The sequence below is a fragment of the Methylocystis sp. SC2 genome (genome assembly GCF_000304315.1).
Lineage (GTDB): Bacteria > Pseudomonadota > Alphaproteobacteria > Rhizobiales > Beijerinckiaceae > Methylocystis.
Genome location: NC_018485.1, coordinates 3,352,233 through 3,371,522 on the forward strand (window position 1 = coordinate 3,352,233; position 19,290 = coordinate 3,371,522).

At 64.2% G+C, this 19,290-nt stretch carries 18 protein-coding genes and 1 pseudogene; 6 read left to right on the forward strand and 13 right to left on the reverse strand.

Annotation, left to right across the window (positions count from 1 at the left end):
- Positions 1-10: 10 nt before the first annotated feature.
- The 3 genes from trxB to BN69_RS16210 form a co-directional block, all read right to left on the reverse strand.
- Positions 11-973 carry a thioredoxin-disulfide reductase gene (trxB, locus tag BN69_RS16200; RefSeq protein WP_014892726.1) on the reverse strand — a complete coding sequence of 321 codons (963 nt, stop codon included), beginning with the start codon at positions 971-973 and terminating at the stop codon, positions 11-13.
- A 149-nt stretch (positions 974-1,122) separates the two neighbouring features.
- Positions 1,123-1,542: a hypothetical protein gene (locus tag BN69_RS16205; protein ID WP_014892727.1), complete on the reverse strand. Its 420-nt coding sequence runs from the start codon at positions 1,540-1,542 to the stop codon at positions 1,123-1,125.
- 82 nt (positions 1,543-1,624) lie between these two features.
- On the reverse strand, positions 1,625-2,212 hold the full coding sequence (locus BN69_RS16210) for a hypothetical protein (RefSeq protein ID WP_014892728.1): 588 nt from the start codon (positions 2,210-2,212) through the stop codon (positions 1,625-1,627).
- Between the two features lie 425 nt (positions 2,213-2,637).
- Between BN69_RS16210 and BN69_RS16215 the strand changes: the two genes are divergently transcribed.
- Positions 2,638-2,988, forward strand: a complete 351-nt coding sequence (locus BN69_RS16215; RefSeq protein WP_014892729.1) for a septal ring lytic transglycosylase RlpA family protein — start codon at positions 2,638-2,640, stop codon at positions 2,986-2,988.
- On the opposite strand, the gene BN69_RS16220 is transcribed toward BN69_RS16215, so the two are convergent.
- A complete protein-coding gene (locus BN69_RS16220) occupies positions 2,985-3,833 on the reverse strand; it encodes a hypothetical protein (protein ID WP_014892730.1) in 849 nt (282 codons plus the stop codon). The two genes, BN69_RS16215 and BN69_RS16220, sit on opposite strands and share 4 nt — an antisense overlap.
- 110 nt (positions 3,834-3,943) lie before the next feature.
- Positions 3,944-4,516, reverse strand: coding sequence for an ABC transporter permease (locus BN69_RS16225; protein WP_014892731.1), 573 nt, complete (start codon positions 4,514-4,516; stop codon positions 3,944-3,946).
- Positions 4,517-4,796: 280 nt separating this feature from the next.
- On the opposite strand from BN69_RS16225, the gene BN69_RS16230 reads away from it, so the two are divergent.
- Positions 4,797-5,120, forward strand: a complete 324-nt coding sequence (locus BN69_RS16230; RefSeq protein ID WP_014892732.1) for a GIY-YIG nuclease family protein — start codon at positions 4,797-4,799, stop codon at positions 5,118-5,120.
- A gap of 366 nt (positions 5,121-5,486) precedes the next feature.
- On the opposite strand, the gene BN69_RS16235 is transcribed toward BN69_RS16230, so the two are convergent.
- From BN69_RS16235 to BN69_RS16245, 3 genes are all read right to left on the reverse strand, one after another.
- Entirely contained in the window at positions 5,487-6,125 is a 639-nt protein-coding gene (locus BN69_RS16235) for a hypothetical protein (RefSeq protein WP_148277152.1), read from the reverse strand.
- Positions 6,126-6,332: 207 nt separating this feature from the next.
- Entirely contained in the window at positions 6,333-10,001 is a 3,669-nt protein-coding gene (locus tag BN69_RS16240; RefSeq protein WP_014892734.1) for a vitamin B12-dependent ribonucleotide reductase, read from the reverse strand.
- A gap of 610 nt (positions 10,002-10,611) precedes the next feature.
- Positions 10,612-11,169 carry a hypothetical protein gene (locus tag BN69_RS16245; RefSeq protein ID WP_014892736.1) on the reverse strand — a complete coding sequence of 186 codons (558 nt, stop codon included), beginning with the start codon at positions 11,167-11,169 and terminating at the stop codon, positions 10,612-10,614.
- Between the two features lie 156 nt (positions 11,170-11,325).
- On the opposite strand from BN69_RS16245, the gene olsB reads away from it, so the two are divergent.
- Positions 11,326-12,234, forward strand: a complete 909-nt coding sequence (gene olsB / locus BN69_RS16250; protein ID WP_014892737.1) for a l-ornithine N(alpha)-acyltransferase — start codon at positions 11,326-11,328, stop codon at positions 12,232-12,234.
- A gap of 144 nt (positions 12,235-12,378) precedes the next feature.
- Here the strand turns inward: olsB and BN69_RS16255 are convergent, their stop codons facing one another.
- The 3 genes from BN69_RS16255 to BN69_RS16265 are packed head-to-tail and all read right to left on the reverse strand — an operon-like array spanning position 12,379 to position 14,849.
- On the reverse strand, positions 12,379-13,200 hold the full coding sequence (locus BN69_RS16255) for a lysophospholipid acyltransferase family protein (RefSeq protein ID WP_014892738.1): 822 nt from the start codon (positions 13,198-13,200) through the stop codon (positions 12,379-12,381).
- A gap of 48 nt (positions 13,201-13,248) precedes the next feature.
- On the reverse strand, positions 13,249-14,400 hold the full coding sequence (locus BN69_RS16260; RefSeq protein ID WP_014892739.1) for an extracellular catalytic domain type 1 short-chain-length polyhydroxyalkanoate depolymerase: 1,152 nt from the start codon (positions 14,398-14,400) through the stop codon (positions 13,249-13,251).
- Positions 14,401-14,432: 32 nt separating this feature from the next.
- Positions 14,433-14,849 carry a hypothetical protein gene (locus BN69_RS16265; protein ID WP_014892740.1) on the reverse strand — a complete coding sequence of 139 codons (417 nt, stop codon included), beginning with the start codon at positions 14,847-14,849 and terminating at the stop codon, positions 14,433-14,435.
- Positions 14,850-15,058: 209 nt separating this feature from the next.
- Between BN69_RS16265 and BN69_RS16270 the strand changes: the two genes are divergently transcribed.
- The 3 genes and pseudogenes from BN69_RS16270 to BN69_RS16280 all read left to right on the forward strand — a co-directional run.
- The gene (locus BN69_RS16270) at positions 15,059-15,610 is read left to right on the forward strand and encodes an SRPBCC family protein (protein ID WP_014892741.1); all 552 of its coding nucleotides are present in this window, start codon (positions 15,059-15,061) and stop codon (positions 15,608-15,610) included.
- A 10-nt stretch (positions 15,611-15,620) separates the two neighbouring features.
- Positions 15,621-16,205, forward strand: coding sequence for an SRPBCC family protein (locus BN69_RS16275; RefSeq protein WP_014892742.1), 585 nt, complete (start codon positions 15,621-15,623; stop codon positions 16,203-16,205).
- A 132-nt stretch (positions 16,206-16,337) separates the two neighbouring features.
- Positions 16,338-17,264: pseudogene (locus BN69_RS16280) on the forward strand (YVTN family beta-propeller repeat protein); the annotation flags it as partial.
- Between the two features lie 178 nt (positions 17,265-17,442).
- Here the strand turns inward: BN69_RS16280 and BN69_RS16285 are convergent.
- Both BN69_RS16285 and BN69_RS18580 read right to left on the reverse strand, forming a co-directional pair.
- Positions 17,443-18,651, reverse strand: a complete 1,209-nt coding sequence (locus tag BN69_RS16285) for an FAD-dependent oxidoreductase (RefSeq protein WP_041927017.1) — start codon at positions 18,649-18,651, stop codon at positions 17,443-17,445.
- A 93-nt stretch (positions 18,652-18,744) separates the two neighbouring features.
- The gene (locus BN69_RS18580; RefSeq protein WP_014892745.1) at positions 18,745-19,278 is read right to left on the reverse strand and encodes an MAPEG family protein; all 534 of its coding nucleotides are present in this window, start codon (positions 19,276-19,278) and stop codon (positions 18,745-18,747) included.
- Between the last annotated feature and the right edge of the window lie 12 nt (positions 19,279-19,290).

Consider the following 19,290-nt stretch of genomic DNA (forward strand, 5'->3'; position numbering starts at 1 on the left):
CGACAATATCTCAGGCGATTTCCTTGACCGCTGGCTTCGGCGCGTCGAGCAGAAATTTCTCGACTTCGAGCGCCGCCATGCAGCCGAGCCCCGCCGCGGTCACCGCCTGGCGATAGACGTCGTCGGCGACGTCGCCGGCGGCGTAGACGCCGGGCATGCTGGTGCGCGTCGTTCCGGGCTCGACGGCGATGTAGCCGGACGGCTTGATCGTCAACTGGCCGCGGAAAAGTTCAGAGGCCGGCGAATGGCCGATGGCGACGAAGACGCCGTCCGCCGCAAGCGTATGGATCGCGCCGGTCGCGACATTCTTGACGCGCGCGCCGGTGACGCTCAGCGGGTTCTCATCGCCGACGATCTCGTCGATCACATGATTGAAGAGAATAGAGACGTTTTCCTGCGCCAGCAGACGCTTCACGAGAACGCGCTCGCTGCGGAATTCGTCGCGGCGGTGGATGATCGTCACATGCGAGGCGAGATTGGAAAGATACAGCGCCTCCTCGACGGCGCTGTTGCCGCCGCCGACGACAAGCACTTTCTTGCCGCGAAAGAAAAACCCATCGCAGGTCGCGCAGGCGGAGACGCCGAAGCCTTTGAATCTTTCCTCGCTCGGCAGACCCAGCCACTTCGCCTTGGCGCCGGTGGCGACAATGAGCGAGTCGCAAGTGTATGACTTGCCCGAATCTCCGGTGAGCCTGAACGGGCGCTCGTCGAGATGCGCCTCGACAATATGATCGGAGACGAGCTTCGTCCCGACATGTTCGGCTTGCAGGCGCATCTGCTCCATGAGCCAGGGCCCTTGGATCGGCTCGGCGAAGCCGGGGTAGTTCTCGACCTCGGTGGTGATCATGAGCTGACCGCCCTGATCGAAGCCGGCGATGAGCATCGGCTCGAGCAGCGCGCGGGCGGCGTAGATCGCCGCCGTGTAGCCGGCCGGGCCGGAGCCGATGATGACGACGCGCGCATGCTGCGGCATGAATGTGGCCTCGCGAGTGACGAAGCCAGCAATCTAGTCATTATCAGCGTCGCCGCAACCGTTCGAGCGGCCGGCGCGGCGGCCAATGCAGAACGCCCTCCCGAAAGATCGGAAAGGCGCTCAAGCAGGCCGCCGCGCGGACGTCCGGCTTACCAGCCCCAACCGCCGTCGCCGCCCCAGCCCGGGCAGACGTTCATCCATTGGCGTCGCCATCCCCAATGGGTCCACACCCTGCGGAGCTGATAGCAGTCGCCATAGCCGGCGGTGGCGTAGCTGGGCCAGCCCCAACCATATCCCGCGCCGTATCCCGGCGAATAGGCGGGCAGGTCCGTGCGGTAATAGCTCCAGCCCCAAGGCTGGCCCCAGCCCACCGGCCGGCCTGGGCCGGCGCGGCCGCCCCAACGGCCGGCCCAGTGGACGCCAGGCAGTATCGCGCCATGGAAGCCGCCGCCGCCCCAGCCGAAGCCGCGCCAGCCGTCCCATTGCTGGGCCCGCGCGGCGCCGGATTGGACCATCAAGCTGACGAGCAGAGCGCCGGTCGCCGCCGTCGCCTTGATTTTCCGGGACATTCCAGCTCCTCCCCCGCGCAGGAACGCCCCCCTGAAACGGGAGGGCGTTAGCGTCTCAAAGCGCTGACCCGAAGCGATGGGCTTACCAGCCCCAACCGCCTCCCCAGCCGCCCCAACCGCCGCCCCAGCCGGAGCAGACGTTCACCCACTGGGGCCGCCAGCCCCAATTGGTCCATACGGTGCGAAGCTGGTAGCAGCCGTCGTAGCCGATGTTGGAATAGTACGAACCCCACCCCAAGCCGTATCCGGCTCCGATCAGGCCCGCGCCATACCACGGCCAATAGGAGCGCGCCCACGGGCGTCGCCAGCCCCATCCGCCGCCCCAACCGCCGATCACAGGCCTGCCCCAGCCGCCGCCGCGCCAGCCGCCGCCCCAGCCGGGTCCGCGCCAGCCCCCGCCCCAGCCGGGTCCACGCCAGCCGCCGCCCCAGCCGCCTCGAAAGCCCCCAGGCAGAACCGCGCCACGGAAACCGCCGCCGAAACCGCCGCCCCTCAAGCCGCCAAATCCCCCGCCGAAACCGGCGCCCCTGAATCCGCCGAAACCGCCGCCGAAGCCGCCGCCTCGGAAACCGCCAAAACCGCCCCTTTGCGCCTCGGCGACGCCCGTATGGGCCAGCAACCCGATAACCAGCGCGGCCGTCGCGACCGCCGTTTTGACCGATTGAGACATTTTCAGCTCCTGATCATGGTCTCAACGCGTTTGCGCTGGCGGGCGAAAATCCATGCGCGGTCCTGGCGCTCAAAATTCGCCGCCAACCCCGCCCACGTCATTAAATCGCGCGCGGCGCACGCAGTTCAAGAAGCTCTGCAATCGGCGCTTTAGCAGGGGAAAGAAATCTCCTGCTGAAAATAGTTCTGTAGTGTTGCGCTTATGTCACAGGCGCAAGAAGACGTGTCTGCGCAGGTTGGTCACGTCTGCTGCAGATAAGAATAAGCAGTAATGGAACAATATCAGTTAAACCGCGGTTTCATAATTCTTGAAGCGCTCAGCGAAGGGCGATGTGACGCTTTTGATCTCGCCATTGTTTGGTCACGAGCGATTTCTATTGACGAGAATTCTGCGTCGTCGCTTGCGGCCCTGGCAAGGAGAATGGTGTGAAAAAGCGTATGTCGGGAGTTCTGGCCCTTGGGCTCGCGAGCCTGGCAGCGTCGGCCGCGGCGGAAGCGGCCGAGTGGGTCGGCAAGGCGTCCTATTATGCGCATAGGGGGCGTACGGCGAGCGGCGCGCATGTCGGCGCCCTTACGGCCGCGCATCGGACGTTGCCGTTCGGATCGAAGGTGCGGGTGACCAATTTGCGCAATAATCGTTCGGTCGTCGTCACGGTGAACGATCGCGGGCCCTTCACGCGCGGGCGGGTGATCGATGTCTCGGTCGCGGCGGCTGACAGCCTCGGATTCAGATCGGCTGGCGTCGCCCAGGTCAAAATCGAGCCGATCGCCGACTAATATCGCCACCAGAAAGCGCTGATCAGACCGCGCTCGGCGGGCGAGTTGACGCCCCCGATCGCCGCGATCGCGCCGATCTGCAATGAAAGCGACGCGGTCACGTCATAGACCGCGCTCAACTGAAATTTCTGCTCGGCGACGACGCCCGCCGGGCCGCCTCGCGGCGCAAAGCCGGAGAAGCTTTGCGCGAGCAGCAGGATCGGGGGCAGTGGGCGTAGTCCGGCGGTGAGATCGGCGCGGATCTCGTCGCCGTTCTGTCCGCGCGACCGGTACCCCAGCTGCGCATCGATAAAGCCGGGAAAGCCGAAAAGTTCGAAGGGCCGGCCGGCGAGCAGCCGCAGGTCGGCCTGCACGGGATCGCGCATATCGAGGAATCGCCGCGCGGCCGGCGAGGCCGCCCGCACCCCCGCCTGCAGCGAGACGATGCACTCGCCCCAGGCGAACAGCAGCGTCCGCGCGCCGAGCGCGCCCAACCCCAGGCCTTCATAGCGCGCGCCCGCCGGTCCCTGGAGCGACAGCGGCAGGCCGGCCTTGGCTTCCTCGACGAGCAGGTTGAGATGGTCGTAGGGCGCCGCGGCGCCGCGGAAATTCATATAGCCGCCTTCGGCGACGATGGTCAGCCAATCGAGGAGGCCGTGCTCGACATATCCGCGCGTCTCGAACTTGCGATAGGAGGGCGTCTGGATCAGCCGCCCCTTGGCGTCATAGGCTTTGCGCGCGTCGGCGAAGGTCGTGGTGACGATCGCCTGTCCGGCGCCGGGCGGCAAGAGCCAAGCGCCCGCGAAGGCCGACCGCGCCGCAACGACCCAAAAGCAAAAAACAATGAAAATCGCCAAGACACGCATGGAGACACGCATGGCGCCACGCAAAGCAGGAACCCGCCCGTCGCCCAACGGCCGCGGGCCTACATGCGATGTTAGAAGCGATGCGCGCTGTTGACAATCGACGGCCGCGCTTATGCTCCCATATGCGCATGCACGTCGCGGCCGCCGTGACGCCGCATGATCTCCATCGCCGCGCGTTCGCGCTCATCGTTCCAGACGCGGGCCCAAAGCAGCAGTCCGCCATGCTTCAACTGCGACTGCGCCCATTTGGTCTGGCGATCGCCGACGAGCTTCGAAGCCAGCAGGCCCAAAACCCCGGCTGCGCCGCCGGTCAGCAGTCCGACCGCGATCGCGCTGGTCAGCGACAGGCCCCAGGCAAGGGTGAGTCCGGCGCCGACGAAGGCGCCGACGTAGAACAGCACGCCGACGATCGAGGCCTTGCCGATATTGAGCGACTCACTGTCAATGTAAGGCGTGCGCGGCGCGCGGGGGCTGTCTTCAAGCGAGTCGGCGCTCACGTCCGTATCGCCGAGCTTCTCGCGCACTTTGTCCTCTTCGGCGAGAAGGCTGATCTCCGAACGGTCGAACCCGCCGGTGAGGAGATCGTCGATCGCCGACTGCAGCGTGTCGACGGTGTCGAACAGGCCGACGACCTCGCGCAGCTCATGGCGTTCTTCAGGGGTGGTGGCTCTCTTTTCGTCCATGATTCTTGCTCCTGCGCGGCGATTTGGCGCGCGGCCGCGCTCTTGATTAAACAGAGCGGCGCGGCGGGTCTTCAAGAGGCGTCGGGCAGGGAAATCGCGGGGTGGAAAAGCTGGCGGCCTGTGCGCCGACGCTTGCCCCTCGGCCTATGAGCCGCGAGCGTCGCGCGCTGCTCGTGAGGGCCTTGGGCGGCGCGGCGCGCCGAGCGAACTGGACACGCCAAAAAGCAGTCCTCATCCTTAAGGAGCCGCCGAAGGCGCATCTCGAAGGACGAGGACGGCGATGCGGGCCGAAGGCGCAAGCGTCTACATCCTGCTCTGCGCCGATGGCAGCTATTACGCCGGGCTGACGCGCAAGGAGGTCGAAACGCGGGTCAGCGAACACAATCTGGCGATCAACGCCGATTACACGACGCGGCGCCGACCGGTGAAGCTGGTCTGGTCCGAACATTTTGAACTGCTGACCGACGCCATCGCGATGGAGCGCCGCATCGAAGGCTGGAGCCGCGCGAAGAAAGAGGCGCTGATCAGAGGCGATTATGACGCCTTGCCGGCGCTCGCGGCGCGTAGAAACAAGAAGGGCGGCCCCGGGCAATCCTCCTCTTGAGAAACGCCAACAAGCAGCCCTCCTACTGAGGAGCCAATATGCAGTCCTCATCCTGAGGAGCGCCCGCAGGGCGCGTCTCGAAGGACGAGGACTGCGCGATTCAGAATTGCTGCTTCGCGTGACCGACGCAAATGTTGAACTTTTTTGCAGACTGGAGTCGGCCCCTCGTCCTTCGAGACGCCTGCTGCGCAGGCTCCTCAGGATGAGGCGCCTTATGTAGCGCAACGTCCAGCGTGAACGTCCCGAGTGTGACCGCGCGTATCGATCTCACCCTCGAGAAGCCAGTAAGCAGTTCTCATCCTGAGGAGCGTGCGCAGCACGCGTCTCGAAGGACGAGGACTGCGAATTAAGGTTAGTCGGCAAGGGCTATTGGCTCGGGCATCGCTTACTAAAGCGCGGGTCGATGAGAATTGATTTTAGTTGTTCCGGTCCGAGCCAATCCCTGTAATCGATTTCGGGCGCCAACTCTCGACGCACAACGATAAAGCCGAACATCATCAATCCACGACGCAAGCGCGCGAGAAGCTGGAACAGGTTTCCATCCGCACTTTGCCCGGTGCGATACTGAAATTGATCACTGGTGTCGAATGTGCCTTGACATAGACCCTTAGGCTCTTCGAGCAGCGCTTTGAGCTCATCAGGAAGGCCGCGAGCGGCAATGTCCTCCTTGGTTTTGAATCGAGCAAAAATGGCGGCGGACGGTGTGAGAAGCTGTTTCGTTTGGTCGAAATGGATCGCAACAATTAGCTTATGCGCGAAGAGATGAAGATGCGGTATGGTATTGGGCCCTAGCGTCACGTATCCATTTTCATAGGCTACAGGCACGCCTTCTTGTTGCAGGTGCCGTCGGGCACGTTTCTGCATTGTACCGCTGCTCGCTTTGAGCCATTCGGCAGCAATTTCCGGAGCCTGCATTTTTAGGCGGCTGGCGAGGCACCTATGATCCTTCGCCTCAACTTCTCCGAGTTCCGAGAAGCTCCAGCGAGAAGCGATAGCGGTAATCAAGTCTGCATGTCTAGAAAGACTATTGCACGGTTGGCAAGCGGGTACAACGAGTTTGTCTGGTCTATGGGACCGATTAAACAACGCTTTAGGTGGATAATGTTCCCTTGTGGTGGCGAGTGTTTCGCCACCACAGAAGCAGCAATATGGGTGCTGGGCTAGCAGCTTTTGCGTAGCAGATTGTTTACGTCTCGCTTCGCCCATACTATCTCACGAACACCCCGTCGTCGCGCCACACGTCTCGCACTTCAGACACGTGCCGTTGCGCACCAGCGTAAAATTCGCGCATTCGGGACAGGCTTCGCCGACATAGCCTTTCATGCGCGCTTCGGCGCGTTTTTCGGCGACGCCGGTGACGGTCTTCGTCGGCTCGGTCCAGCCGAGCGTCGAGACCGGTTCGCCGGCTTCATGCGTCGCGTCCGGCGTCTGGCGTAGCGCGACCGCGCCGCCGATGTTTCGAGCGGCGCCAAAAGCTTCGCCGCCTTGCACCACCATCAGCCTGTCGGTCTTGGAGCGCAACAGACCGCGCGAGACGACGGAATTCGTCTCCGGCGCCTTGCCCTCATGCTGGCCCTTGCCGAGCACGTCATGGCCGATGTCTTCGGGCGAGACATGGGCGAGATCGTTGCGGCCGAGATAGGAGACGGCGAGCTCGCGGAACACATAGTCGAGGATCGACGTCGCGTTCTTGATCGCGTCATTGCCCTGCACCGGACCCGCGGGCTCGAAGCGGGTGAAGGTGAAGGCGTCGACATATTCTTCGAGCGGCACGCCATATTGCAGTCCGAGCGAAATCGCGATGGCGAAATTATTCATCAGGCTTCGGAAGGCCGCGCCCTCCTTATGCATGTCGATGAAGATTTCGCCGAGGCGCCCGTCTTCATATTCGCCGGTGCGCAGATACACCTTGTGGCCGCCGACCGCCGCCTTCTGCGTATAGCCCTTGCGGCGATCCGGCAGTTTCTCGCGCTCGCGGATCACCTGATGCACGACGCGCTCGACGATGCGTTCGGCGACGGCCGCGGCGCGCGCCGGCATATTGGCGGTCACGATTTCCTCGACGGCGTCCATCGCGTCGATGTCGTCGTCGCCGGCGATGAGCTGCGCGGAGAGCGGCTGCGAGAGCTTGGAGCCGTCGCGATAGAGCGCATTGGCCTTCAGCCCGAGGCGCCACGACAGCAGATAGGCCTGTTCGCAATCCTCGATCGTCGCGTCATTCGGCATATTGATGGTCTTGCTGATCGCGCCGGAGATGAAGGGCTGCGCCGCCGCCATCATGCGGATATGCGAGTCGACCAGAAGATAGCGTTTGCCGGTGCGCCCGCAGGGATTGGCGCAGTCGAACACCGGATAATGCTCGCGCTTCAAATGCGGCGCGCCTTCCAGGGTCATCGCGCCGCAGACGTGAATGTTCGCCGCTTCGATCTCGGATTTGGCGAAGCCGAGATGCGACAGAAGGTCGAAGTTCTTGTCCTCGAGCGCGGCCGCCGGAACTTTCAACACGCCGGTGAGAAAGTCCTGCCCAAGCGTCCATTTGTTGAAGACGAATTTGATGTCGAAGGCGGACGGCAGCGCCGCCTCAACGGCGGCGATCTTTTCGTCGGTGAAGCCGCGCGCGCGCAGGCTCGCGGTGTTGATCGCCGGCGCGTTGGAGAGCGAGGCGTGGCCGACGGCATAGGCCTCGATCTCGGCGATCTCGCTCTCGCGATAGCCGAGCGAGCGCAGACCTTCCGGCACGGCGCGGTTGACGATCTTGAGATAGCCGCCGCCGGCGAGCTTCTTGAATTTGACGAGCGCGAAATCGGGCTCGATCCCGGTCGTGTCGCAATCCATCACCAGGCCGATGGTGCCGGTCGGCGCGACGACGGTGACCTGCGCATTGCGATAGCCATAGAGTTCACCCTGCGCGAGCGCTCTGTCCCAGGCGGCGCCGGCGCGCTCGACCAGGAGCTGATCGGGGCAGGCGGCGACGTCGAGCGGCACCGGCGTGATCGCAAGCTGCTCATAGCCGACGCGTTCGCCATGCGCGGCGCGGCGATGATTGCGGATGACCCGCAGCATCGCTTCGCGATTCTCCATGAAGCGCGCGAAGGGGCTGCGCTCCTTGGCCATTTCGGCGGAGGTCGCATAGCACACGCCCGTCATGATCGCCGACAGCGCGCCGGCGATGGCGCGGCCCGCCTCACTGTCATAGGCGACGCCCGACGACATCAACAGGCCGCCGACATTGGCGAAGCCGAGGCCCAGCGTGCGGTAGTCGTAGGACAGCTGCGCGATCTCTTTTGAGGGAAACTGCGCCATCAGCACCGAGATTTCGAGCACGACGGTCCACAGCCGCACGGCGTGTTCGTAAGAGTCGACGTCGATGCGCTTCGTCTCGGGATCGCGGAACTGCAGCAGGTTCAGCGAAGCGAGATTACAGGCCGTGTCGTCGAGGAACATATATTCCGAACACGGATTGGACGCGCGGATGGGGCCGCCGGCCGGGCAGGTGTGCCAGTCGTTGATCGTCGTGTGGAACTGGATGCCGGGATCGGCGGAGGCCCAGGCGGCGTAGCCGATCTTCTCCCACAGATCGCGGGCTTTCAGCGTCTTCGAGACCTTGCCGTCGAGGCGCTTGACGAGAGTCCAGTCGCCGTCCTTCTCGACCGCCCGCAGGAACTCATCCGTAACCCGCACGGAATTGTTGGAGTTCTGGCCCGAGACGGTCAGATAGGCTTCGCTGTCCCAGTCGGTGTCATAGGTGTCGAAGTGGATGTCCTTATAGCCTTGCTTGGCGAATTGGATGACGCGCTTGATGTAATTGTCCGGCACGTCGTTTTTGCGCGCGAGCTTGATCTCGCGTTTGAGCGCCGGATTGATCTCGGGATTGAAGCAATCGTCGCCGGGGCCTTCGCAATTCACGCAGGCGCGCATGATCGCCTTAAGATGCTTCTTGACGATCTTCGAGCCGGTGACGAGCGAGGCGACCTTCTCCTCCTCCTTCACCTTCCAGTCGATGAAGGCTTCGACGTCCGGGTGATCGATGTCGACGACGACCATTTTCGCGGCGCGCCGCGTCGTGCCGCCGGATTTGATCGCGCCCGCCGCGCGATCGCCGATCTTGAGGAAGGACATCAGGCCGGAGGAGGAGCCGCCGCCCGAAAGCTTCTCCTTCTCGCCGCGCAGCTTCGAGAAATTGGTGCCAGTGCCGGAGCCATATTTGAACAGCCGCGCCTCGCGCACCCAGAGATCCATGATGCCGCCATCATTGACGAGATCGTCGGCGATCGACTGGATGAAGCAGGCGTGCGGCTGCGGATGCTCATAGGCCGATTTCGACTTCACCATCTTGCCGTTGGCGTAGTCGACATAGAAATGGCCCTGGCTCGGCCCGTCGACGCCATAGGCCCAGTGCAGGCCGGTGTTGAACCATTGCGGGGAATTGGGCGCCGCCATCTGCATGGCGAGCATGTAGCGAAGCTCGTCGCTGAACGCCTGGGCGTCTTCCTCGGCGTCGAAATAGCCGCCCTTCCAGCCCCAATAGGCCCAGGCGCCGGCGAGACGGTCGAAGACCTGCTTGGCCGAGATTTCGGAAACGTAGCGCTGATCCTTGGGCAGTTCGGCCAGCGCTTCCGCATCGGCGACCAAGCGCCACAGGAAGGAGGGAACGGCGTTCTCCTCGACGCGCTTCAGCCGCGCTGGCACGCCCGCCTTGCGGAAATATTTCTGCGCCAGAACGTCGGCGGCGACCTGGCTCCACTGGTTGGGGACGTCGATATTGTCGAGGGCGAAGACGATGGAGCCGTCGGGGTTGCGGATCTCGCTCTTTGTCGTGCGGAACGGGATGTTGGCGTAGGGAGATTCACCAGCCTTGGTGTAGCGCCGCTCAATTTTCATCGTCTCATTCCCTCAAAGCGCGGGCGTCCGCCCGCACGCAGCCGTTCGCCGGCCCGCGACGCAATTTCTTGCCAGTTCTGAACTCGAAAGACGCGCGCCCCGCGCTCGCGGATGGATACGCCGCGATTGAAAGCACGCCGAAAACGAGGATCACGCCCACGCAAAGCGACGCTCACGTCCGGCTGTCGCCGAAACTCGCCGAACGCCGTTGAGATCGTTCGCCGCACCGCCATTGCGTGTTGCCTCCAGACTGCGTGAGTCTCGCGACGACGTCAAGATATAGTGATGAAAATTAAAAAAGCGACAACATGTGGATAAGTTCGTGGATAAGGGGGAAAATTCCAGCCGGGCAGGAGAGGAGCGTCCGGCATCTGCGCAGATTCGGCAAGCGGGACTTTTGCAGCTGCATCAGCGCGCATCAGCCCTCGCCCTTCGAGACGCCTGCTATCGCAGCTCCTCAGGGTGAGGGCATTGGTGGACATTGCGTTTGGTTTGGTGCGCATTGCGCTTGAGTTCACGCGTGAGCCAGCAGTCCTCACCTGCAGAACCTGCTCTGCTCATACGCATATACGGAAGCTGGCTCCTCGTCCTTCCAGGTTGACTGTCCCCGCTATTCGCAGGCTTTCGCGGCCGCCGGCGGAACCAGAAAGGCGCGGTTCTCGGCATTATTCGGGCTGAGATAGAGATAGCTGGCGCGACCGCCCGCATCGGGCCCCGGCATCTCCAGCCGCTCGACGACCGTCACGAGCACGCCCTCGGGCTGGGCGGCGATCCGGAACACGCCGGATTTGTCATAGCCGATCCGGCAATGCCGCACGCCGTCGTTCCTGGTCTTGCAGAGGTCGGTTTCCTCGGCGGAAAGCGACGCGTTGCATAAGAGGGCGCCGTGGTCCGCCTTGCAGGCGCCGAAGGTGGAGAAGGTCGCCCCGCCGCGCCCCTTCGTCGAAAATTGCAGCGTCGCCAAATACGGATAAGGCGGCGTGTCTTTTCGCGTTTCGATCGACAGCCGCGCCTTGTCGACGATCTGCCTCTTGTGGGCGGAAAGATGCGCCTTGTCATAGGCGCGCGCGTAACATCCGAGCGAGGGGAGCGGCTCCGCCCGCGCCGCGACTGTCGCGAGAACAGAGGCGAAAATCGCCGCCTTGACGATCAGATGAGATTTGAGCATTCGGTCCCCTGAGGCGGATCGATCCGCCGCCCCGTGGAAGTTCGCGAGTTGGCGCGCGAATCGCAACTTAAGCGGCGCATGAGCAATTCTCGCGTCACAAAAACTTCGCCTCCCCGTGATCTTCAAGCGGGGAGATCGCAGCGGAGCGAGTCGCACATGTGGACGGTTAACGCGGATTTCGGTCAGACGATCTTCGCCCTCGTCAATTTTCCGCAAGCGGATTCAAACAAGCCGAAAGCGGCCAAGAAAACGCTCAGTGAAACGCTCGGCCGTCTCGGCCCGCTGGAAGTGCGGCTCGCGCGCGGCAAGCGGGAAGTGCGCAAGGCGCAGCGCCTGCGTTACGACGTCTTCTACAAAGAAGGCGGCGCCATTCCCGACGCGCGCACGGCCTTCACCCGCCGCGACGCCGACCGTTTCGACAAATTCTGCGATCATCTCATCGTCATCGATCACGCGGCGCAGACCAAGCGCGGCAAGATCAGGCCGAAGATCGTCGGCGCCTATCGGCTGATGCGCGACGACATGGCGAAGAAGGCCGGCGGCTTTTATTCCGAAACCGAATATGACGTCGCGCCGCTTCTCGCCCGCCACGCCGGCAAGCGCGCGCTGGAATTGGGGCGCTCCTGCGTGCTCGCGCCCTATCGCGGCAAGCGCACGATTGAACTCCTGTGGCGCGGGCTTCTCGCCTATGTGCGGGCGCATAACATCGACGTCATGTTCGGCTGCGCCAGCCTGCACGGCGCCAATCCGCTCGCCCATGCGCAGGCGTTGAGCTATCTCGCGCATTACGCGCCGGTGGAAGACGCGTGGCGCGTCAGCGCGCGAGACGAGCTGCACACGCCGATGCGGATGCTGGCGCGCGACGCTTTCGATGCGCGCAAGGCGCGCGACGCGCTTTCGCCGCTGATCAAAGGCTATCTGCGGCTCGGCGCGCGCTTCGGCGACGGCGCCGTCGTCGACCGCAAATTCAACACGACGGATGTCTTCGTCGTCATGCCGGTCGCCGAAATCGACGCGCGCTATCTTGAGTTTTTCGGCGCCGCGCCGCAGCGCCGCGCGGCTTAGCGTTTCCGTCACTCCCGACGCGCCAAGGGCCCCCGGGCATGACGGCGCGCCAATGAAAGCGGCCCCTCGTCCTTCGAGATGCGCGCTGCGCGCGCGCCTCAGGATGAGGCGCCTTGGGTTGCGCGCTGGAATTCGCTGATGCCGCTACAAGCAGTCCTCATGCTGAGGAGGTTGCGCGGCGACCGTCTCGAAGCGCGAGGACTGTGATGATTGCCGGCTGCGCCCATGCGACGCCAGCAACTCCTGCACCCGCGCATGCGTCTCCGCCGCGAGCGTCTTGCGGTCCTTGTCGCACGTTTCGATCGCTTCCCCGAACATGATGTGACACTGCGTGCGGCCGCGCTTCATCAGGCGCCACAGATGCGGCAGGAAGGTCATGTCGCCGTACCAGCCGACATCGATCCTGCGCGCGCCGTTGGAGTACCAGATCGCGACCGGCGCGAGCGTCGACGCGTCGCCGCGCGCCGCCATCGCCTCCAGCGGCGCGAAATGCGCTGAACGAAACGGCAAAACCGCGGCGCCGTCGCTTGACGTGCCTTCGGGAAAGATGACGAGATCGCCGCCCGCGCGCAGCGCGTCGGCGAGCGCGTCATTGACGCGCGCGACGTCCTGCCTCGCGCCGCGCTCGACGAAGATCGTGCCCTGCAGCCGCGCCAGCAGTCCGAGCACGGGCCAGCTTGCGACTTCGCGCTTCGCCAGAAAGACCAGCGGATAGACGCTCGCGAGCGCGATGATGTCGGTCCAGGACACATGGTTCGAGACGACGAAGCGCGGCGCGCGCGAGGGCAGGGCGCCGCGCGCCTCGACCTCTATGCCGATGACGGCGCAAACCGCGCGGCAGAAGCGCGTCTGGATCGCATGCTGAATCGGCCAGCCGCGCCGGCGCGCCAGCGCCTGGAGCGGAACAAGGAAGATGAAAGCGCCCGTCAGCGTGAAGACGAAGGCGAGCGCGCGCAGATGGGCCATGGCGCGCAGATGGCGCGCCTGTAAGACAGGCGCATGACAGCGTCCCCGCTACCGCGCCTTCGCGGCGTCCGCCAGGAAAAACCGCACCATCTCGCGCGAGGCCTCGGGGCCGTGGCGATCGGCGAAGGAGCCGTCGGGATCGCCGCCTGACCAGGCGTGGCCGAGCCCCTCGACGGCCCAATGTTCCAGCAGCGGCACGCCGCGCGTGTCGGCGATGACGGTGCGGCTGTATTTGCGGCCGCCCGCCGATCCGGTCTCGCGCGTTTCGCGCGCCAGCGCATCGGCAAGATCGAGCCGAGCCCCTGCGATGATCGTTTCGCCGTTGGTCGGATGCACCTTCTGGTCGGCGTCGCCGTGGAAAACGATCGTCCGCACGCCGTCAGACAGGGACCTGCGCGCGGCGCCGCGTTCGAATTTGCCGCTCATCGCCGCGAAGGCGGAGGCGACGTCGCTCGCCGAGCCATGCGCGAGGCCGGAATGCACGCCCACCGCGGCGTAGAGCTCCGGATAGGTCGCGGCCATTGTCGCGGCCATGGCGCCGCCGGCCGACAGACCCGCCACATAGACGCGCGTCGCATCGACGCGCCACTCCGCCATAACGGCGCGGGTCATGCCGGCGATGAGGCTGGGTTCGCCCCTCTCGCGGGTCTGATCCGCCGGGTTGAACCAGTTCCAGCAGCCCATCTGATTGGCCGTCGTCGACTGCGCCGGATAGGCGACAAGGAATCCATGTTCTTCGGCCAGCGCATTCATTCGCGAGCCGATGGCGAAGTCGTCGGGGTTCTGCGTGCAGCCGTGAAGCATCACGATCAAAGGCCGTTCGCCGTCTCCGACGTTTTGAGGCGCATAGACCTTGTAATCGCGCGCGCCGGCCGCGCCGACATAGCTGCGCGAGACATAGGCGGCGCCCGGCGGAACGTCGATTTGCGGGGTCTTCCGAAGCCCGACGAGCGGCCCGCCGTTCGGATCGAGGCCGGGAAGACCGGCGTGACGCAGCAACTCCACGGTCTCGCCGAGCGGGCGGCGCAGACGAAACGTCGGGGGATGCGGCTCGGCGTGCGCCGCCGGCGGCGGCGTTGGCGCCTTCGCCGCGGCGCCGTTCGTCAGCGCGCCCATCAGCACCCGCGTCGCTTCCGCGAGATTTTGCTCGCGCGTCAGTCGCGTCGCCCGGCTGAAGGCGCCCGTTAGGAAGTTTTTCATTTTGTTTACGCCTCGCGGCAGAGTGGGGAAGGTCAACTGATGCGGTCCTGGAGCGCCGACTTGACGGACTTGCTCGCTTGCAGCGCGCCGAGCACGGTGATCGACTCGATGGTCTCGCGCGCAAGCTCCGGCGTGACGTCTTGCGCGATGGACGCCAGTCCCAGGACATGGATGCGCAATCTGCGGCCGGCCGACTTCACGGCCTCGAGGTCTTCGCGGCTGTAGTGCCGCAAGCCGAGCTCCAGCGTGTTGCGCATGATGGACTGTTTCACCGCGTCCGAATGCGCGCCGAGCTGGTTGCGGATCGCCGTGCGGATGAAGTCGGTGCGGTTGGAGTAGAAGCCTTCGCGCACCAAGAGATCGATATGGCCGAGATCGACGTAGCCGACATTGATCGTGATTTTCTCGGCCTCTGGCGGCCTTTCTCGTAATTTGTGTAGGTCCGCCATCGCCATCCTCTAACCATCTACTGGGATGGTATATGGATGGTCTGTCGTTCGGGCGCAAGTGGCGCGAACGACCTTTGCGGCCATAGTCGACCCGACGACGTCCTCCGCGGTCGAGTTCTTCGCTACTCTTGACGCCGCCGCTTTAGGCGCCCTTATGTGCGGCTGCCCGCCCGCGCTGGCGGCCAGTTCAGGCTTTCTGGGAGATCCTAATGACGATTGTGCTTGCGCGCCGCGCATGTGTCGTTGCGGCCCTGTCGCTTCTATCCGCCGGGCTGCTCGCCGGGCCGGCCTTCGCGCACGGCCCGTCGCGTCAGAAGGTCGTCGAAAAGATCGAAATCGACGCCCCGGCCGCGAAGGTCTGGGAAATCGTCGGCAATTTCCAGGACTGGAACTGGCATCCCGCCATTGCAAAAACCGAAGGGACGGGCGGCAACGCCGTCGACGCCAAGCGCAAGCTGACCCTCAAGAACGGCGGGGCAATCGACGAGACGCTGACCAAATACGACGCCGACGGCAAGTCGCTGAGCTACAAGATCGACGCCGTCGACGTGAAAGTGCTGCCGGTCAACAACTACGCTTCGACGATCAGCGTGAAGGAAGAGGGCGGCAAGAGCGTCGTCGAATGGAAGGGCGCGTTCTACCGCGGCTTCATGAACAATGATCCGCCGCCGGAACTTTCCGACGAGGCGGGGGTGAAGGCGGTGAGCGATATTTATAAATCCGGTCTCGCCGCGTTGAAGGCCAAGGCGGAGAGCAAGTAAGCGCCGCGCCATGCGCCAAGCGTCGGTCACGATCGCCGTCACGCGCCGGCAACTGCTCGGCGCCGTGGCGGCTCTTGTTTTTGCGCCGGGCGCTGCATTTGCGGCGCATGGCGCTTCGCCGCTGAAAGTCGTCGAGACGACGATCGTCGATGCGCCGCCGGGCAAAGTCTGGACGGTCGTCAGCGATTTTGCTCACGCCGACTGGCTGCCGGGCGTCGCCCGCGTCGAAACTTCCGGCGCCGATGTTCCCGATGAGGCGCGGCGCAGGCTGATCATGGCCGACGGCGGCGTCATCGAGGAATTGCTGACGAAGCGCGACGCCGAGCGGATGCTGCTTGGCGTTCATCGCGAAGGCGACGATGTGAAGCGGCTGCCGGCGACCAATTACACCGCGCTGATTACGCTGCTGCCCGCCGAGGGCGGCAAGACGCAGGTCGAATGGAAGGCGCGCTTCTACCGCGGTCATCCCAACAACGACCCGCCGCCGGAATTGAACGACGATGTCGCGATTGCGGCGGTCACGGCGATGCAGCGTGCTTTTCTTGCGGCGTTGAAGGTGAAGGTGGAGGGGAGCGTTCCCTCTCCCCGCCAATAGCGGGGAGAGGGCCAGGGTGAGGGGCTTGGTGATTTTCCGAACCTATGGCGCATGATCGGATGAATAGGACAGATGCCCCGGCCCCTCACCCTAACCCTCTCCCCGTAAACGGGGAGAGGGGGATGGGCGCGCGCCTTATTCGCCGCTCTCCTTCTCCTCGCCGCGCCGGCCCTCGCCGACGAGGCCTTCGTCACCGCGCAAGGCGCCGACGCCCTCTCGATCGTCGATCTTGTCAAAATGCAGACCGTCGCGACTCTGCCGATTGGCGGAAAGCCGGCTGGCATAGCTGTTTCGCGCGACGGCGCGCGCGCCTTTATCACTAGCCCCGAAGGCAAGTTTCTCACCGTCATCGACGCGGCGAGCCGCACGATCGAGAAGCGCATTCCGGTCGAAGGCGGGCCGCTGGGCGTCGCCGCGAGCCCCGACGGCAAGCGCGTCTATGTCGCCGATCTCTACGGCCGGCGCCTCATCGAGATCGTTCTCGCAGGCGGCGCGCAACGCAGCGTCGGCGTCGGCGCAATGGCGTCGGGCGTCGCGGTGGCGCCGGACGGCAAGACGATCATCGTCGCCGACCGCGACGACAATGCGTTGTCCCTCATTGACGCGGCGACGTTTTCACGCGTCGCGACCATACCGGTCGGCAAGCATCCTTTCGGCGTGACGATCGACGCTTCCAGCGCGCGCGCCTATTCGGCCAATGTCGAATCGGACGACGTCAGCGTCATCGACCTCGCTTCCCGCAAAGTCATCGCGACGCTCAAATGCGGCAGCCGGCCTTACACGGTGGCGCTCGCCAAGGGCCGCATCTTCGTCGCCAATCAGCACGGCGACAGCGTCAGCGTTTTCGATGCGGAAAGCTTGGCGCCGCTCGAAACGATAAAGGTCGGCGAATATCCGGAAGGCCTGGCGGTCAGCGGCGACGGCGCGCGCGTCTATGTCGCCAATTGGTTCTCGAACGAACTCTGGGCGCTCGACGCGCAGACGCTGAAAATTCTCGGGAAAGCGGAGACCGGCGACGGCCCGCGCGCCTTCGGCGCCTTTATACGCGACGCCGAATGATCTCGCAGTCATACAGCATGCGTTTGAACGGTTAGGCTGTCATTCCCGACGCGCGCAAAGCGCGCGATCGGGAATCTAGGGCAGGACCAGCGTTCCTGCGGCGGCTCTGGATTCCGGGTCAGGCCTTCGGCCTGCCGGGAATGACAGGCCCCACGGAACAGCCAGATTTGGATGGCGGCTATGTTTCGATGTGCTCGGGCCGTACGCCGAGTCCGATGAGCCGCGCCGGGAGTCGGCGCAGCAATGGTATGGCGTTAAGGAGTCGCAGCGCCAGCGGCGCGTCAAAAGGCTTCTCTGCCGAGAGGACGCTGCGCACCACGCGGTTTTGGATCGCAAGCTGAAGGGCCTGCGTCACGCGGGTCGGAAATTCCCGCCGCCTCTGCACCGCGGTCACGTCCGCGTCGGTCAGCGAATTGTCGCGCAGCTTCGTGGAAAGGAGATTGGCGGCGGCGACCGCGTCCTGAATCGCGAGATTGATCCCGACGCCGCCGACAGGCGACATGGCGTGTGCGGCGTCGCCGATGCACAGCAATCCGGGGCGGCTCCATGTCTTGAGGCGGTTGACCTGAACGGTGAGCAGGCTGACGTCGGTCCAATCCTTGAGCGTATCGACGCGATCGGCAAGGAAGGGCGTCAGCCGCGCGATCGAATCGCGAAACGTCTCGATGCCTTTCTCGCGCAGTTTTTCGGCGTCGCCCTTGGGGATGACGCAGCCGCACTGCCAATAGGAGCCGCGATCAATCATCGCCAGCATGCGCCCCGGCGCGACGCGGCCGAAGCTTTCGTCGGGATCGCTCTGCTTGCGCGGCAGCTTGAACCACAGCACGTCCATCGGCGCGCCGAAATCCTCGACGGGGAGCTGCGCGTCCTCGCGCATCAGCGACCTGCGCCCATCCGCGGCGATGACGAGTCTGGCCTCGATCTTCAGCTCTCCTTCCGGCCCTTTCGCTAAAACGCCGCAGACGCGCTCGCCGTCGAGTAGCAGGTCCTCGCCGGCGGTGTTCATCAGAAGGCGGAAATTCGGAAGCGCGCGCGCATGTTCGGCGATGAAGTCGAGAAAATCCCATTGCGGCATGAAGGCGATGAAATTGCATTTGCCGGGTAGGCTGGAGAAATCGGCGACCTTGTATCGACGATCGCCGATCCAGGCCGAAAGCTCATAGGCCTTGTGGTGCGGGAGGCGCAGGAAGTCGTCGAGCAGCCCAAGTTCGTCCATCAGCCGCAGCGTCGACGGGTGAATCGTGTCGCCGCGAAAATCGCGTAGAAAGTCCGCATGTTTTTCGAGAACGATCACATCGACGCCGGCGTGGGCGAGCAGAAATCCGGCCATGAGCCCGGCAGGGCCGCCGCCGACGACGCAGCAGGTCGTTGTAACAATCTGCGACATAGAGCCTCCGGCGCCTGGAGCCCGACGCTCCAGCGACTCGAACATAGGCCACGCCGCACGGCGCTCTAACAACCGGTCGTCCGGCGGTGGCTTCTATAGACTAAGAGCAAACCGCGCCCACATGATCGCGAGCGTGATGCAGCTTACGGCGTAAACCGCAAAACGGAAGGGAACGTGATTAAGCAAGATGTAGATGGCGGCGTGAACGGCTCGAGACGCCACATACATCCAGGCGAGTGAGAGCTGCAACGCGTCGATGTGGTGAAACGCGACCATCATCAGCATGACGACATAGAAAAGCGTCGGAACTTGCATGAGGTTATTGAATGCCCGAGCCGGGCGCTCAATCCATTCGCTCGGCGGCTCGGTCTTGTAGTCGCGGAAATATTTTAACGAAGCGCCGCCGAGCAGCACGGCGCCGTTCCGGGACATCACCATCAGCAACCAAACCGCGGCGGTTAAGGCGAACATTGCAATCATGGGCGACACGATATCCACGGGGTCAGCGGGAATGACCGGCCGAGTGGACAGCGCCGCGATCGCAACCGCGCCCGCCATAATGATGGCGAAGACAGCTAGATATTCGTTGCCGCTCGGTCGGCGCCCTTCTTCTTGGAATTCGGCCATCAATCTTCTCCC

What these genes read in the sequence shown, in the direction of transcription:
- trxB (WP_014892726.1), bottom strand. Translation starts at nt 973, where the DNA reads ATGCCGCAGCATGCGCGCGTCGTCATCATCGGCTCCGGCCCGGCCGGC.
- BN69_RS16205 (WP_014892727.1), bottom strand. Translation starts at nt 1,542, where the DNA reads ATGTCCCGGAAAATCAAGGCGACGGCGGCGACCGGCGCTCTGCTCGTC.
- BN69_RS16210 (WP_014892728.1), bottom strand. Translation starts at nt 2,212, where the DNA reads ATGTCTCAATCGGTCAAAACGGCGGTCGCGACGGCCGCGCTGGTTATC.
- BN69_RS16220 (WP_014892730.1), bottom strand. Translation starts at nt 3,833, where the DNA reads ATGCGTGTCTTGGCGATTTTCATTGTTTTTTGCTTTTGGGTCGTTGCG.
- BN69_RS16225 (WP_014892731.1), bottom strand. Translation starts at nt 4,516, where the DNA reads ATGGACGAAAAGAGAGCCACCACCCCTGAAGAACGCCATGAGCTGCGC.
- BN69_RS16230 (WP_014892732.1), top strand. Translation starts at nt 4,797, where the DNA reads ATGCGGGCCGAAGGCGCAAGCGTCTACATCCTGCTCTGCGCCGATGGC.
- BN69_RS16240 (WP_014892734.1), bottom strand. Translation starts at nt 10,001, where the DNA reads ATGAAAATTGAGCGGCGCTACACCAAGGCTGGTGAATCTCCCTACGCC.
- BN69_RS16245 (WP_014892736.1), bottom strand. Translation starts at nt 11,169, where the DNA reads ATGCTCAAATCTCATCTGATCGTCAAGGCGGCGATTTTCGCCTCTGTT.
- olsB (WP_014892737.1), top strand. Translation starts at nt 11,326, where the DNA reads ATGTGGACGGTTAACGCGGATTTCGGTCAGACGATCTTCGCCCTCGTC.
- BN69_RS16255 (WP_014892738.1), bottom strand. Translation starts at nt 13,200, where the DNA reads ATGGCCCATCTGCGCGCGCTCGCCTTCGTCTTCACGCTGACGGGCGCT.
- BN69_RS16260 (WP_014892739.1), bottom strand. Translation starts at nt 14,400, where the DNA reads ATGAAAAACTTCCTAACGGGCGCCTTCAGCCGGGCGACGCGACTGACG.
- BN69_RS16265 (WP_014892740.1), bottom strand. Translation starts at nt 14,849, where the DNA reads ATGGCGGACCTACACAAATTACGAGAAAGGCCGCCAGAGGCCGAGAAA.
- BN69_RS16270 (WP_014892741.1), top strand. Translation starts at nt 15,059, where the DNA reads ATGACGATTGTGCTTGCGCGCCGCGCATGTGTCGTTGCGGCCCTGTCG.
- BN69_RS16275 (WP_014892742.1), top strand. Translation starts at nt 15,621, where the DNA reads ATGCGCCAAGCGTCGGTCACGATCGCCGTCACGCGCCGGCAACTGCTC.
- BN69_RS16285 (WP_041927017.1), bottom strand. Translation starts at nt 18,651, where the DNA reads ATGTCGCAGATTGTTACAACGACCTGCTGCGTCGTCGGCGGCGGCCCT.
- BN69_RS18580 (WP_014892745.1), bottom strand. Translation starts at nt 19,278, where the DNA reads ATGGCCGAATTCCAAGAAGAAGGGCGCCGACCGAGCGGCAACGAATAT.